The 15,013-nt window shown below is 47.6% G+C and carries 9 protein-coding genes; 6 read left to right on the top strand and 3 right to left on the bottom strand.

Going from position 1 to position 15,013, the window contains the following annotated elements:
* Positions 1-335: 335 nt before the first annotated feature.
* Positions 336-1,673, bottom strand: coding sequence for an exodeoxyribonuclease VII large subunit (gene xseA, locus VT06_RS14410; protein ID WP_046555024.1), 1,338 nt, complete (start codon positions 1,671-1,673; stop codon positions 336-338).
* A gap of 153 nt (positions 1,674-1,826) precedes the next feature.
* Between xseA and guaB the strand changes: the two genes are divergently transcribed.
* The 6 genes from guaB to VT06_RS14380 all read left to right on the top strand — a co-directional run bounded on the left by guaB (position 1,827) and on the right by VT06_RS14380 (position 12,079).
* The gene (gene guaB / locus VT06_RS14405; protein ID WP_046555023.1) at positions 1,827-3,296 is read left to right on the top strand and encodes an IMP dehydrogenase; all 1,470 of its coding nucleotides are present in this window, start codon (positions 1,827-1,829) and stop codon (positions 3,294-3,296) included.
* Between the two features lie 56 nt (positions 3,297-3,352).
* A complete protein-coding gene (gene guaA, locus VT06_RS14400) occupies positions 3,353-4,930 on the top strand; it encodes a glutamine-hydrolyzing GMP synthase (protein ID WP_046555022.1) in 1,578 nt (525 codons plus the stop codon).
* Between the two features lie 174 nt (positions 4,931-5,104).
* Complete coding sequence (locus VT06_RS14395; RefSeq protein WP_046555021.1) at positions 5,105-6,019, top strand: VacJ family lipoprotein; 915 nt, start codon at positions 5,105-5,107, stop codon at positions 6,017-6,019.
* Positions 6,003-8,438: an RND family transporter gene (locus VT06_RS14390; RefSeq protein ID WP_082122547.1), complete on the top strand. Its 2,436-nt coding sequence runs from the start codon at positions 6,003-6,005 to the stop codon at positions 8,436-8,438. Before VT06_RS14395 ends, VT06_RS14390 begins: the two co-directional genes overlap by 17 nt.
* 131 nt (positions 8,439-8,569) lie before the next feature.
* On the top strand, positions 8,570-11,224 hold the full coding sequence (locus tag VT06_RS14385) for a hybrid sensor histidine kinase/response regulator (protein ID WP_046555020.1): 2,655 nt from the start codon (positions 8,570-8,572) through the stop codon (positions 11,222-11,224).
* Positions 11,225-11,242: 18 nt separating this feature from the next.
* Positions 11,243-12,079 (top strand): HDOD domain-containing protein, encoded by an 837-nt coding sequence (locus VT06_RS14380; protein ID WP_046555019.1) that lies wholly within the window; start codon positions 11,243-11,245, stop codon positions 12,077-12,079.
* On the opposite strand, the gene VT06_RS14375 is transcribed toward VT06_RS14380, so the two are convergent.
* Together VT06_RS14375 and VT06_RS14370 are read right to left on the bottom strand one after the other, a co-directional pair.
* Positions 12,076-12,981: a recombination-associated protein RdgC gene (locus tag VT06_RS14375; RefSeq protein WP_046555018.1), complete on the bottom strand. Its 906-nt coding sequence runs from the start codon at positions 12,979-12,981 to the stop codon at positions 12,076-12,078. The genes VT06_RS14380 and VT06_RS14375 overlap by 4 nt on opposite strands.
* A gap of 44 nt (positions 12,982-13,025) precedes the next feature.
* Positions 13,026-14,774, bottom strand: a complete 1,749-nt coding sequence (locus VT06_RS14370; protein WP_046555017.1) for a HAMP domain-containing sensor histidine kinase — start codon at positions 14,772-14,774, stop codon at positions 13,026-13,028.
* Between the last annotated feature and the right edge of the window lie 239 nt (positions 14,775-15,013).

The following is a 15,013-nucleotide window of genomic DNA, read 5'->3' as shown; positions in this document are numbered from 1 at the left end:
CCACTCTCTTTAGCCGACGCGCCCACCGCGACACCGCCTGACCAACTCCCCCAAGCCCTGCTAATATACTTACCGGCTATCCACCTGAAGTCCGGCAACCGTCATGTCTGAAATACCGTGAAAAATATATCAGGCGCAATTTATTACCTCTTTATCGCCCCTAGTCGCCATTATTTGCCGCATTAGCCCCTGCATAAACACATCAACATGTGTAATGGATAGCATTTCTGCTGTGCCTGTCCTATTTCTCGGGCGTTAGAATTGGCTTTAAAGCAGAGTGTCGTTTTAAGATCGCAAAGATTTTCTAAGTAATACCCCAAAGATTAAACCTAAGTTTAACCCTCAGAAACCCCACTCACCACCGCACTAAAACTGCCAGCTGCCAACTGGGTAGTCACGCTATCACCTGCTTTTAACGCTTTGCTGCTGGTGAGTACCTGCTGTTTCTCATCAAAGCTAATGCTGTAACCGCGTGCCAGAGTGGCTAGCGGGCTTACGGTGTTTAGCTGGTTGCTTAAACGGCCGAGGGTTTGTTGTTGCTGCTTAAGTTGCAAACTTATGCCGCGCTGTAGCCGCTGATGAAGCTGTTGCAAATGTTCGTGCTGCTGTTTTACGGCTTTGGCTGGTGATAGATGCTGCAGGCTTTGCTGTAAATACTGCTGTTGGCGCTGAGCGTTACTAAGCTGCTGGCCAATAACCCGGTTTAAGCGCAATTGTAGCTCGTCTATGCGCTGTTGCTGTTGTTGTAGCCGCCGTTTTGGGTGCAGGGCCAGTAAGCGTTGTTCCAGCTGTTTAAGGTTGGGTTTTAGCCGGCTTAACTGGCTACGCTGAGCTTGCACCATGGCGCTTTGTAAGCGGCGTAGGCGCTCTAATAAATGGCTTTGGTCGGGCGAGACCAGTTCGGCTGCGGCTGACGGGGTAGCGGCGCGTATATCGGCGACAAAATCAGTTAGCGTAAAATCTATTTCGTGGCCCACGGCGCTAACAATCGGAATAGGGCAAGCGGCTACTGCCCGGGCCAGTTGCTCGTCATTAAAACACCATAAGTCTTCCAGTGAGCCGCCGCCACGACCAATAATAAGCACGTCTACTTCGTTACGGCGAATGGCGATGCTAAGCATTTGCTTTAGCTGGCTGGCAGCCTGCTCTCCCTGCACTAAACAGGGGTAAATAATGACTTCAATAGCCGGTGCGCGGCGCTGTAATACACTTACAATATCGCGTATGGCGGCGCCGGTGGGCGAGGTAATTACCCCTACCCGGTTAATATGAGGGGGCAGCGGTTGTTTGCGCTCATCGGCAAATAAACCCTCGGCTTGCAGCCGGCTTTTTAGCTGCTCATATTGCTGTTTGAGCAAACCGTCGCCGGCGGGTTCGATTATCTCGGCCAGTAACTGGTACTCGCCGCGTGGCTCGTACACGCTAATGCGGGCTCGGATTAGCACTTGCTGGCCATTTTGTGGCTTAACGCTGGCCGTGCGGTTGGCTTGCTTAAACATGGCCACTTTAACTTGGGCGGCCTGATCTTTTAATGAAAAATACCAATGACCCGAGGCGGCCTGTACAAAATTAGACACTTCACCCACTAGCCATAAACGCTGAAATTGCAATTCTAAAATCAGCCTAACTTCGCTGTTTAAACGGGAAACGGTATAAATATCGGGGTTTTGCATGTGTGGCCCAGGGTTAGCTGTTCTGTTACTAGTTTACGCTATGCGCGGCGCTAAGCACAAAAAGAAAAAACCGATTGTTCTATCGCCATAATTCCGCTAAAATTGCATCGCAATATTCTCTGTCTTTTCATCCTTCACAGCGAGATTGTTGCAATGCTCAGGATCACGAAAGAAGCCCTTACCTTTGACGACGTGTTATTGGTGCCGGCGCACTCTACCGTTCTACCCCACACTGCGGATTTACGCACCCAACTGACCAAAAGCATCATGCTAAATATTCCTATGGTATCGGCCTCTATGGACACGGTAACCGAGGCGCGTTTAGCTATTGCACTGGCGCAGGAAGGAGGCTTGGGCTTTATTCACAAGAATATGACCATTGAAGAGCAGGCTACTAATGTTCGCAAGGTGAAAAAATATGAAAGCGGCGTGGTCTCAGACCCGGTAACCGCCTCGGCCGATATGACGGTGCGTGAAGTGCAGGCACTGGCGCAACAACATGGCTTTTCTGGCTTTCCGGTACTGGATAAAGATCGGAACCTGGTGGGTATTGTTACAGGCCGTGATATGAGCTTTGAAGCTGATTTACAAGCCAGCGTAAAAGCCGTAATGACTCCGCGCGAGCGCTTGGTTACCGTTAATGAGAATGCGCCACGTGAGCAGGCATTTAAACTGATGCATCAGCATCGGATTGAAAAAGTATTGGTGGTAGATGATAACTACAAGCTAAAAGGCCTGATCACGGTGCGTGATTATTACAAAGCGGCCAGCAAACCCAACGCCTGTAAAGACGATTTGGGCCGGTTACGGGTGGGTGCAGCAGTGGGCGTAGGCCCGGGCACTGACGAGCGTATTGCGGCGCTGGTAGAAGCCGGGGTTGATATTTTGCTTATCGACACCTCGCATGGCCATTCGCAAGGCGTTATCGACCGGGTAAAACAAACCCGTGCTCAGTACCCCGACTTACAAATTGTTGCCGGTAACGTTGCTACTGCTGCAGGCGCTAAAGCGCTGGCTGAGGCCGGTGCCAACGCAGTAAAAGTGGGCATTGGCCCGGGCTCTATTTGTACTACCCGGATAGTCACCGGTTGTGGCGTGCCACAAATTACTGCTATTTCAGATGCGGTAGAAGGCGTAGCCGGCACCGATGTCTGCATTATTGCCGATGGTGGTATTCGTTTCTCTGGTGATGTTGCCAAAGCCTTAGTCGCAGGGGCGCACTGCGTTATGGTGGGTTCTATGTTTGCCGGTACTGAAGAAGCACCAGGTGAAGTAGAGCTGTATCAGGGCCGTTATTATAAATCTTACCGTGGTATGGGATCGTTAGGTGCGATGGCACAGCGTAATGGCTCATCTGATCGCTATTTCCAGGGCACTAACAATGCCGAAAAACTGGTACCGGAAGGCATAGAAGGCCGGGTGGCGTATAAAGGACCGATTGAGAATATTATTCACCAGCAAATGGGTGGCTTACGTTCAGCCATGGGCTTAACCGGTAGCCAGGATATGCTAACCCTGCGCACCAAGCCTGAGTTTGTTAAAGTTACCGCCGCCGGGATGGGCGAGTCACACGTGCATGACGTGCAGATCACCAAGGAAGCACCTAACTACCGGTTAGGCTAACAACAATCAGTTTTACGCGTCGGGCTTGGCCCGGCGCCTTATTTTTAAAGGTTGTTATGAGTAAGAACATTCACCACCACCGTATTTTAATTCTGGATTTTGGTTCACAGTACACCCAGCTAATCGCCCGCCGGGTGCGGGAAATTGGTGTGTATTGCGAACTGTGGGCCTGGGATGTCAGCGACGAGCAAATTCGTGAGTTTAACCCTACCGGTATTATTTTGTCGGGTGGCCCGGAAAGTGTAACCGAAGTTAATTCGCCGCGTGCACCTGAATACGTGTTTAATGCCGGCGTGCCTGTACTAGGTATTTGCTATGGTATGCAAACCATGGCTGAACAGTTGGGCGGTAAAGTACAGGGCTCGGACTTACGCGAGTTTGGCTATGCACAGGTAGAAGTGATTGCCGCAAATAACTTTTTTGCCAACATTGAAGATCATATTGGTGGCAACGGCAATGCCTTGCTGGATGTTTGGATGAGCCACGGCGATAAAGTGATCAGCGTACCGGCGGGTTTTGTTACTTGCGCCCAAACCACTACTTGCCCGCATGCTGGCATGGTAGATGAAACCCGCCAGTTCTATGGAGTGCAGTTTCACCCGGAAGTAACCCATACCCGCCAGGGCCTGAGGATGCTGGAGCACTTTGTCGTCACTATTTGTGGCTGCGACAAACTGTGGACTGCCGCCACCATTATTGAAGATGCCGTAGCGCGCCTAAAACAACAAATTGGCAGCGATCGGGTTATTCTGGGGTTGTCGGGTGGAGTAGACAGCTCTGTCACCGCCATGTTGTTACACCGGGCTATTGGTGAAAACCTTACCTGTGTGTTTGTCGATAACGGCTTGCTGCGCTTAAACGAAGGCCAGCAGGTAATGGATATGTTTGGTGACCATTTTGGCCTGAACATTATAAAAATTGAAGCTGAGCAACGCTTTTTAGAGGCACTGGCCGGCCAGCATGATCCGGAAGTAAAACGTAAAACCATAGGCCGGATTTTTGTTGAAGTATTTGATGAAGAGTCGCAGAAGCTAGAAAATGCCAAATGGCTGGCGCAGGGCACTATTTATCCTGATGTAATTGAATCTGCCGGGTCAGCTACCGGCAAAGCGCATGTGATTAAATCGCACCACAACGTCGGTGGCTTACCGGCGCATATGAAACTGGGCTTAGTAGAGCCACTGCGCGAACTGTTTAAAGACGAAGTGCGTAAAGTCGGTTTAGAATTGGGTTTACCCTATGACATGCTGTTCCGTCATCCTTTCCCAGGACCGGGTTTGGGCGTACGGGTATTGGGAGAAGTTAAAAAAGAGTACTGTGATTTACTACGCCGCGCCGATGCCATTTTTATTGAAGAGCTCCACAAAGCCGATTTATACAATAAAGTCAGCCAGGCGTTTGCAGTATTTTTGCCGGTGAAATCGGTTGGGGTAATGGGCGATGCCCGTAAATACGATTGGGTTATTTCATTACGTGCGGTAGAAACTGTCGACTTTATGACGGCGCACTGGGCTCATTTGCCTTACGACATGCTGGGTAAAGTGTCTAACCGCATTATTAATGAAATAAACGGCATTTCACGGGTGGTATACGATATTAGCGGTAAACCGCCTGCTACCATTGAGTGGGAATAATTTATCTGTCACCCAGTCGATGATTTGGGATAAAACAAAACAGTAATTAAGTTAACGATAATGTTAATAAATTTTAAAAGGCGCCTAGGCGCCTTTTTTATTTATCATGTTATGCTGCTGTTTTAGTCTTGGGTGCAGTGGGCACCACACAGTTGAACTAGTTGGAGTGACAGGATGAAACATCGTTATGCTCTTAGCGCGTTACTGATATTGGCCCTGACCGGTTGCGCCAATAACGCTGAACCTGCAGCCAACACCGCCGGAAATAGCACCAGTGCTAGCAGTGAAAGTAACACGGCGGCCGGGTTATCTAAAAGCCCACCGCCGAGCGCGGTAGAGCAATTATCTGCTGGCCAGGCTACGCAAATTACCACTTCCCAAGGCACAATAACGCTGGTGCCTACTGTCGTAGATATGCAGCCCCTAGCGGCAGATACTGCAGCTACTGTCGCAGACAACCCTGAGCCTGCGCCGTTGTATTATGATCCGCTGGAAGGCTGGAACAGAGGCGTATTTCGCTTCAATCATGTGGCTTATACTTATGCCTTAATTCCACTGGCTAAAGGCTATGAAAAGGTGTTACCTGCGCCGGTACGCGATAAAGTGGGCAATGCATTTGCTAACATTCGCGAGCCGCTTAACTTGCTCAACAATGTCCTTGCCGGCGATGTAAAAGGGGCCAGCGCCAATTTTGGCCGTTTTGTGATTAATTCTACCGTCGGTATTTTTGGCCTGTTTGACCCTGCCAACGCCTGGTTTGAGATTGCCGAGTCAAAACAGAGTATTGCCGATACGCTTGGCTACTATCAGGTAGGTAACGGCGCCTATTTAGTCCTGCCTATTCTAGGGCAGAGTGACGTGCGTGGCGCTACCTCTGTAGTAGGTGAAGCACTGTTAAACCCGTTGAATCAGCTGGTTGATACCCCCGATTTGTATTACCTGCAAGGCCTAAACGTCATTAATAGCTTTACTTCCCGCGCTGATCTTTACCAAACGTTATATCAGCAAGCGAGCGATCCCTATCTGTATTTTCGTAACCAGCATTTGCAAGGTATAAAACGGGATGATGCCTATGTCAAACCAGAATAACCCAAACGGCATTACCCTTTGGTTGGCCGCCACTATTGTTCGTTGCCGCTGGGCCATTATTAGCGTGTTTTTGCTGTTACTGGCAATGGCGAGCGTTTTTTTAAGCCAATTCAGGATAGATGCCTCGGCCGAAACGTTATTGGTAAAAAATAATGCCTTGTACATTCAAACGCAGCTGGCCAACCAACGCTTTGCGCCGGATGAATTTATTTTAGTGGCTTATCAGCCAAAAAGTGGCGAGTTGTTCAGTGCTGCAACCTTTGCCGACATCGCGGCATTAAGTGCTGATTTTGCCACAATAGCGCGAGTGGGCTCAGTCACGTCAATGCTCAGTGTGCCACTGTTTAACGATGCCAGTGCGTTAACCTCAGGTACCGATGTTGCTGAGCTTACCTGGCTGCAGCAGCGCTATGCCCCAGCGCAAATGCGCCAGTTATTAACTAACCATCCTATTTTTACCGACTTACTGCTAAACAAGGCGCAAACTGCCGCCGGCATTCAAATTGTGTTTAAACCCAATGCCGAGCTGGCCGAGCTTGATCGGCAAATTCTGGCGATACAAGCGTTAACGCTAAGCCGTAAGCTGACCGCCAATGAAGTCGCAACGTTAGCGCAACTGCAACAAACAGCCGATCCGCTACGCCAGCAACTGACTACACAGCGCCAGCAAGAAATCGCGCAGATTAACCAGTTTAACCAACAAGTGAGCGAGCGGGCAGACACCTTTGTGGGGGGGGCTTATGTGGTAGGCCAGCACTTGGTCAGCATGATAAAAAGTGATTTAACCACCTTTGGTTTGACAATAGGGTTAATTATTGCCCTGCTGCTGCTGACGATTTATCGTTGCTGGCGCTGGGTGTTTTTTCCGTTGCTAAGTTGTGCGGTAAGCGTGCTGCTAACCTGCGGCTTATTTGGCTTGTTGGATATTCGTACCACGGTAATATCGGCTAACTTTATTGCGCTACAGCTTATTTTAACCCTAGCGGTAATGATTCATTTACTGGCAGCATATCGGGAGATTGCCCGTGATGAGCCCGATTTGTCGCAGCAGCAGCGAATTATCGGCATGCTGCAGCAAAAAATTTCCCCTTGTTTTTACGCCACACTGACCACGTCAGTCGGTTTTGGCTCGTTGGTATTTAGCGGTATTCAGCCTGTGGTTGATTTTGGTTTAATGATGCTAGTTGCCATGCTTATTACCATGAGCGTCAGTTTATTGTTATTTCCAGCGCTATTAAGTTTATTAAAAGCCCGCCATGAGACGGCAGAGTTCGGTTGGTTACAGCAAAGCTTGCAACACATAGCCGAAATGGTTAAGCGCTGGCCTTATCCGGTAATACTACTAATAGTGTTGATATTTGGCTTGTTGGCTGCGGGTATCAGCCGACTTAACGTTGAAAACAGTTTTATCAATTATTTTGCTAAAGATACTCTGGTGCATCGTGAACTGGCCTTTATTGATCAGCAATTTGGCGGCTCTACGCCACTGGATATTGTGATTACCCTCGACCCGGCTAAGCGGAAGCCAGATTTGCTGATCAGTGCCGCTCAGCTAAATCAATTGCATGTATCGCATGCGGCGGTTACGGCGTTTAGCGCCACCGGCAGTGTCACCTCACTAATTAACTTTACCACACTGGCCAGGCAATTAAATCAGGACCGACCGCTTACTGAGTATGAGCTGGATGCTATTTATGAAATGCTTAGTACAAAAGTGACTAACCAGTTGGTGGGGGCCTATTTAGCCGAACAACCGCAGCAAGTCAGGATTGCTACCCGCATTCAGGATACCACCCCGGGTTTAAACCGGGAGCAGTTAATGATGCAACTTAATCAGGATTTACAAGCCGTTGGCCTGGCGCCAGCAGACTATCAACTTACTAACCTGTTTGTGCTGTATCAGGATATTTTATCCCGCTTATTGGACTCGCAGGTTACCACCTTAGGCTTGGTATATTTGGCTTTAGGCCTGATGTTGCTGGTTATTTTCCGTTCATTAAAAATAGCCTTGATAGCTTTGGTACCCAACGTGCTTACTACACTGGGCATTGTCGGTTTAATTGGCTGGCTGGCAATTCCACTGGATTTAATGACCATCACTATTGCGGCTATAGCCATGGGTATTGCCGTTGATGACACCATTCATTTTATTCATAACTATTTGCAACAGCCACCAGACAATGCACTGAGTAATACTTATCAGCATACCGGTACTGCTATTGTCTTTACCTCGGTAATTATTGCGGCTGGCTTTGCGGTATTTGCTTTTTCTGATTTCTTGCCCAGTGTCTATTTTGGTGTGCTGACTGCTGCTGCGATGTTAATGGCGCTACTTACCGACTTAACTGTTTTACCAGCAATGTTAAGCCGCTTTGTTAAAACGGGCAGCAAGCAGCTTGCAACGGCAGAGCCCGCCTGAATGGCCAAGCTTTTAAATAGACAGTACGCTCAATTTTGGCCTGCTTTGCTGCAATAAGCTTGTCGGTTGCCCGTTAGCTGGTTATGCTGTGGCTACCATTATTGTGAAGTGTAAATCAGGCTCATGCTGTTATGAGGTTAAGAGAAACGCTGGTGGCTTATATGTTGCCATTACTGGTGCTACCGGTGTTATTGTTTGGTTATTTAGCGTATCAATACAGTCAACGCTATTTACAGCAACAAACGTATTATCAGGTACGCAGTGCATTGGCGGCACAACAGCAACAGATTTACGATTTAATCAGTACCCAGCAAACGCAATTGCAGATGTTAGCGCTTAACCCTAGTTTAGAAGCGTATTTGCAAAGTAACGACAACGTGTTTTTAACGCCACTATTTCAGCATTGGCAGCAGTTTAGTGCTGAACGGCCCAGCGTTGAAGCTATTAAGCTGGTGCGGTTAAACGGTGAGTATGCGCTGCACTTGCCGGTTATCAGTGACGAAGTGGCAATACCTAATCGCTTTCGCAATGAATATTTCTCATCGTTACAGGCAATGATTGATGAGCAAGGTTATTTTTTAGCGCCCTTGTCCGGCAGCCGTGAACGTAAACTGTATTTTGCTAAAAAACTCTATGTTAGCTCAGTAACGGAGTCGCGTCGGCTATGGGGTTATTTGGTGCTAATGGTAAGCCCGGCGTTACTGGATGCGGTGGTCAACGCGCCCTACAGTAGTAATAGCGTTAGTTTGATGATCAGTAAAACAGCCACTATTGCTTATGCGGCTAATCCAGCGCTGATTAACAGTGCTTTTGCGCCAAATAATTTTCGCCAAATTCAACAAAGTATCGCAGCCGATAGTCTAAAGTCAGTATTACTACTGGGGCAATATCGTGAATTACTTGGCCTGCCGCTGCCGGGAAATTATCAGTTGCTGTATGGCCTAGACGCACAACAGCTTTATGGCGAACAGCGCTGGTTATCGCGGGTATTGCTGCTGTTAATGGCTCTGGTGTGTTTTTTACTGCCGCTGATTGTCTATTGGTTACTAATAAAGCATATTTTCAGCCCGGTAAAAAAACTTACTGCAGCAAAAACTGCTGTGGGTCGTGGCGATTTATCGATATTACTCGACGTTAAAAAGCAAGATGAGCTGGGTGATATGTTTGCTGCCTTTAATGTTATGGTTCGTCAGCTAAGGGTATATCGGGAACGTGAACGTGCCTACAAACAGCAACTTGAAGATAAGGTATTGCGCCGAACGCAAGACTTAGCGCGTGCCAATGATGATTTGGCCGCGGCCAACCAAGAGCTGATTTTAGCGCGGGAGATTGCTGAGCAAGCCAACCGGCTAAAAAGTGTCTTTCTGGCCAATATGAGCCACGAGATCCGAACGCCATTAACGGCCATTATTGGTTTTAGTGATCAGGCATTACAAGAAAACGATCGGCACAAACGGCAAGATTATTTAAGCCGGGTATTGAAAAGTGGTGATCACTTACTGGGCCTGATCAACGATATTTTAGATTTATCAAAAATTGAAGCCGACAAACTTGAGCTAAACCGGGAGCAGTTTGATTGCTTAACTGCCATTGATGATATTTTCCAGCTAGCCTGTGAGCAGGCGCAAAGCAAGGGCCTTACTTGCCAGTTAAAATGGCAGTTTCCGTTGCCTAAAACCTTATATAACGACAGCCTGCGCTTTCGCCAGGTATTACTTAACCTTAGTAGTAATGCGGTAAAATTTACGCAGCAAGGTAAGGTGGTATTTCAGGTAAGTTATGATCAGGTAGCTAAACAGCTTAGTATTAAAGTAAAAGACACCGGAATAGGCATGAACCCGGACGAGCTACAGCGGATTTTTCGGCCTTTTGTGCAGGCTGATGCGACGGTTACTCGTCATTTTGGCGGTACTGGCCTGGGTCTGGTTATTTCCAAAAAATTAATGGCGCAAATGGACGGCGATATTCAGGTAGAAAGCGTTAAAGGTATTGGCAGCTGCTTTGAAGTGATTTTTAATTGCCAGCAACAAGATATTGAAATTGTTAACGACTACCAGGCGCCACAGAAAATACCAGACAGTGTTAACCCCTTACCGGCAGACAACTCGGTACGGGTGCTAGTAGCGGAAGATAACCCAGATAACCAGTTGTTAATAAAGTTGTTACTGGAAAAAAGTAATGCCTCAGTCGTGGTGGTTGATAATGGCCATAAAGCGGTGGAAAGAGCACTGCATGATGATTTTGATCTGGTGTTTATGGATATGCAAATGCCGCTGATGGGCGGTGAAGAAGCCACCCGGCTGATCCGTCATGCGGGCATAGAAGTACCTATTATTGCCGTAACGGCCAATGTGATGAGCGAAGATGTAGAACGTTATAAAAAAGCCGGTTGTCAGGCGCTATTGGGCAAACCGATAGTACAAAGTGAGTTTTTAACCATACTAAGCCGCTTTGCCAAGGTGCGTAAAAACAGCGATATTGATTGGCTGCAACAGCTAGAGCAAGACCCACAACTGCAAGCATTGAAGCGTCAGTTTGGCCGGCAATTACCGGTGTTATTAGTCGAGTTACAGCAATATTATCAGACAGAAAACTGGCGGGCACTGCGCTTTGCGGCGCACAGCCTGAAAGGCAGTGCCGGTAGTATGGGCTATCCGGACGTTACCCGGCTAGCCAGCGACATTGAATACGCCATTAGCCAGCAGCCAGCACTTATTACCGGCTTGTTGACAGAGATGAAACGACATATTGAACATACCCATGACGGTAGCAAGCATGCCACTTAACCGGCTACAGGAGATTTTATGAGCGCGCAGCGTGCCTTACTGATTATTCTTGATGAAAAAATTCGCGCAGATCGTCTGGTGCTGCCAACATTACCGGATATTGCCCTTAGAGTGCGCGAGCGAGCAGATGATCCGCAAGTGAGTCTGCAGCAAATGGCCGAAGTAATAAGCCAGGATCCGGCCTTATCAGCCCGCATGGTGAAAGTGGCCAACAGTGCTTTTATGGGTCGTTCTATTCAGGTAAATAGCCTGAATCAGGCGGTTACCCGTATTGGCCTTAGCCAGATAAAAAATATTTCGATTGCCATGGCAATGGAGCAATTATTTATATCGCAGCATCAGCAGGTACAGCAGCAACTTGACCGTTTGTGGCGTGACAGTGTGCAAACCGCCAGTATTGCAGTAGCCTGCTTGCAGTTTTATAAAGCCCGCCATAGTCACTGTAAACTGAGTAGTGATGTAATGACCTTGGCGGCACTGGTGCATAACATTGGCGCCTTACCGGTATTAATTGAAGCAGAGCGTCACCCTGATGTATTCGGACATCCGGCATTTATGCAAGTACTTATTGATAAAATAGCGGCGGTGGTTGGGCTAAAAATTATAAATAGCTGGGGTTTTGCTGCTGAATTTATTCCGGTAGTGGAGCGTTGGCGTAAGCCTCAACGCGAACCTGAACCGGCTTACACCGATTTTATTCGCTTGGCAGCACTTACCCGCAATTATTATCCGCCTGAGCAGGCTCAGGCGTTACTGGCAGACTACGTTGCCTGCGATCTGGTACCGGTACCACAGTTTATGCAGCAAAAGGACATTGCCGAGCGTTACCATGATGTGCGGGCATTGTTTACCTAAGGGTTGTCTGCACCTTGCAGTTGCTGAGTAATAGCCTTTAAGGCTTTATTCAGGCTGCTGCTCATTAGCAGTAAGTCGGCATCGAGCCGTAAGCTTAAATCTTCCCAACCCATTTCTTCGTTCTGGCCGGTAAGAAGCTCATGGTATTTAATACCTTTAATACTGCTGTCATCACTGACGTGTAAGCTCAAGCCTTCGGGTTGATGCAAGGCAATTTTGGTGACCAGTTTATCTTGCAGGTGGCTTTGCACGTCATCAGCACTTAGTACGTGGTTGCTAAATTTTACTTTGGCGCCGTCTTCATCTGGTGCTTTTAACTCGGCATCGTTGCCCAGGTTAAAGCCTTCTGGCAACGCTTGATTTTGTAACCACAGCTGTAATTGCGAATTAAGTTTGTGATTATCCAACCATGGCAGAGCGGGCAACGAGCCGAGTGCTTTACGCAGCAAGGCAAGAATATCTTCTGCTTTACTGGCACCGCCAGTATTAATTACCAGCCAGTTATGTTCGGTATCATAATAACCATGGGTTAGGGTTGAGCGGCTGAATGCCCTGGGTAGCAAGGTTTGAATCAGTTCTTCTTTTAGGCTTTGTTTTTCTTTGCGGCTAAGCGGACGGCCCAATTCAGCAGCCATCACGTCTATTTTAGGTTGCAGCTCCTCGTTAATAACCGCAGCTGGCAAGACCTTTTCTTGTCGTTTGACGGCAAATAACCAGCCCTGAGCCATCGGCTGACAATAGTGTTTAATACTGGCATGCAACGGAAAAGTAAAACCGGTGCGAACCGCTTCTTGGCCCGAACAAGGTGCAAATTGAAATTCAGCCAGCGCGGCGTCGAGTTGTTGCGAGTCGGTGCTCAGCGGGGCACTTAATTTATAAACCCGGATATTTTTAAACCACATAAAAACCTGTCCTTCACTTAACAAGTTGCCGAGTATAACGCGGATCAGCCATCAAGTTGCAGGTTTTTTGGAAAGCGAATATGGTAGTGCAAGCCTTGGCCTGGCTCACTGTTGACAGTAATACTGCCCGCCAGTGTTTGGCGTACCAGATTATAGGTAATATGGGTACCCAGGCCACTGCCGCCTTGTTCGCGTTTGGTCGTAAAAAACGGATGAAACAGGTTTTCCAGTTGCTCAGGTGCTAAGCCTTTGCCATTATCGCTAAAATGAATATCGACATTGTTGTCATCATCGAGCACGGTAATGCGGACTAAACCTTCTTTGATATCTTCAAAGCCATGAATAAGTGAATTCATTAATAAATTAGTGAAAATTTGCGAAATGGCGCCAGCAGGACAGCGTAAGATAATGCTATCCGGACAGTTTACTTCAATATGATGTTGCGTTTTCTTGAAGTTAGGCTGCAACGACCGAATCACTTCATTAATGTATTCTGCCAGATTAATAGTGCGGATGGCGTCGCTGGTCTGGTCAACCGCAATTTGTTTAAAGCTGGCAATCAGCTCTGAGGCCCGGCTTAAGTTTGACTGCAACAGATCAGTGCCTTGCAACGCCTCCGATATAAACGTTTCCAGTGTTTTAGAGGTTAGTGTTTTATCATTAAACGCGTGTTGCAGGCTGATGAGCTTTTCAGCAAGAAAACTGGTGGCAGTAACGCCAATGCCAACCGGGGTATTCACTTCGTGGGTAATACCGGCAACCAAGCCGCCCAATGCGGCCATTTTTTCTGATTGTACTAACCGGTCCTGCGCTTGATTTAAATGCTCTACCAGTTGTTCCAGTTCGGATTGTTGGCTGCGCAAGGCACCTTCAGTGTGGCGGCGGCGTTCAATTTCTTCGCGCAAGCTTTGTTGTTTTACTTCCAGTTCTTGTTTCTGTTGCTGTAAATCCATCATTGCTTGACTGAGCCCTGAGGTTTTACGAGCCACCTCCTGCTCCAGCACTAAGTTTTGTTGGTCCAACTTTTCATTCGACGTTATCAACTGTTTCTGCGTGTTACCCAGCTGTGCTTTATAGTCCTGCAGCCGATTAATCAAGCGGTTGTAAGCGTCGGCCATCAGCGTTAACTCGACTGATTCTGTTTGGTTAATGTCAACCCGGGCACCGTCAATTTGGTCAAGTTCTAAATCTTCAATTTGCCGGCTTAAATCGGCTAGTGGTTCGGTAAGTTGTTTGCGAAAGGCCATTAAAAACAGAATAATTAAAAAGGCCGTTTTTAGCATGGCATTGCCAATCAAGAAATAAATACCGACTTTGATCCGGTCGATAACGACCGCGCGGCTGGAAAACAGTGTGACATCTCCTACTTGTGTGGCTCGACCGGAAAATTCAAATATCAGCGGAAAAGTATAACCAAAAATACCCGACTGTTGTTCAGTTAAGCGCACACCTTCGCGCACCAGTTGGCTGCTGAAGCGCTCTTTAACATCAATATAACGACCGAGTTGGGTAATAACTGCGCCGCTATCGTCTCGCACAACTATGCCCTCAATAGCCGGTATAGACAGTAAGCCATCGGCAATAATTAACGCTTGTGGGGTATTCAATTCCCAAATCGCCCGGGTCAGGCTGCCAGAAAAAGTTTGTTGCAGTGTTTCCAGATCACTATTGATCAGGTTTTTTGTGTTGTAGTACTCGGCCACAATCTGACCGACGGTAACAATTAACGTCAGAATAAAATAGACTGACAACACCTTGGTAAGCAGATTGCGGGACAGGCTTTTTTGCTGCATGCAATAACCTTTTTTTCACCGGTTTAGTAAAAACTGATTCTGTTCTACCTTAACCAATAAAGCTGCTATTTAACATAGCTGATGCTAAATAACTGTAATAGCGTTAGCGGTGGTTCGGCAAATGGTTTTATCTCTGTCAGAGAATAGCGCTAATTATTGCCAGGATATTGCTTTATGCTGACCATCTGTATATATTTTTTAGCCAATAGACAGATATGACCACTTACTAACAGGCAGTA

Origin of the sequence: Arsukibacterium sp. MJ3 (assembly GCF_000987765.1) — a bacterium.
GTDB lineage: Bacteria > Pseudomonadota > Gammaproteobacteria > Enterobacterales > Alteromonadaceae > Alishewanella.
Note: the sequence above shows the minus strand (reverse complement) of the source record. Positions and strands in the feature narration are given on the sequence as shown.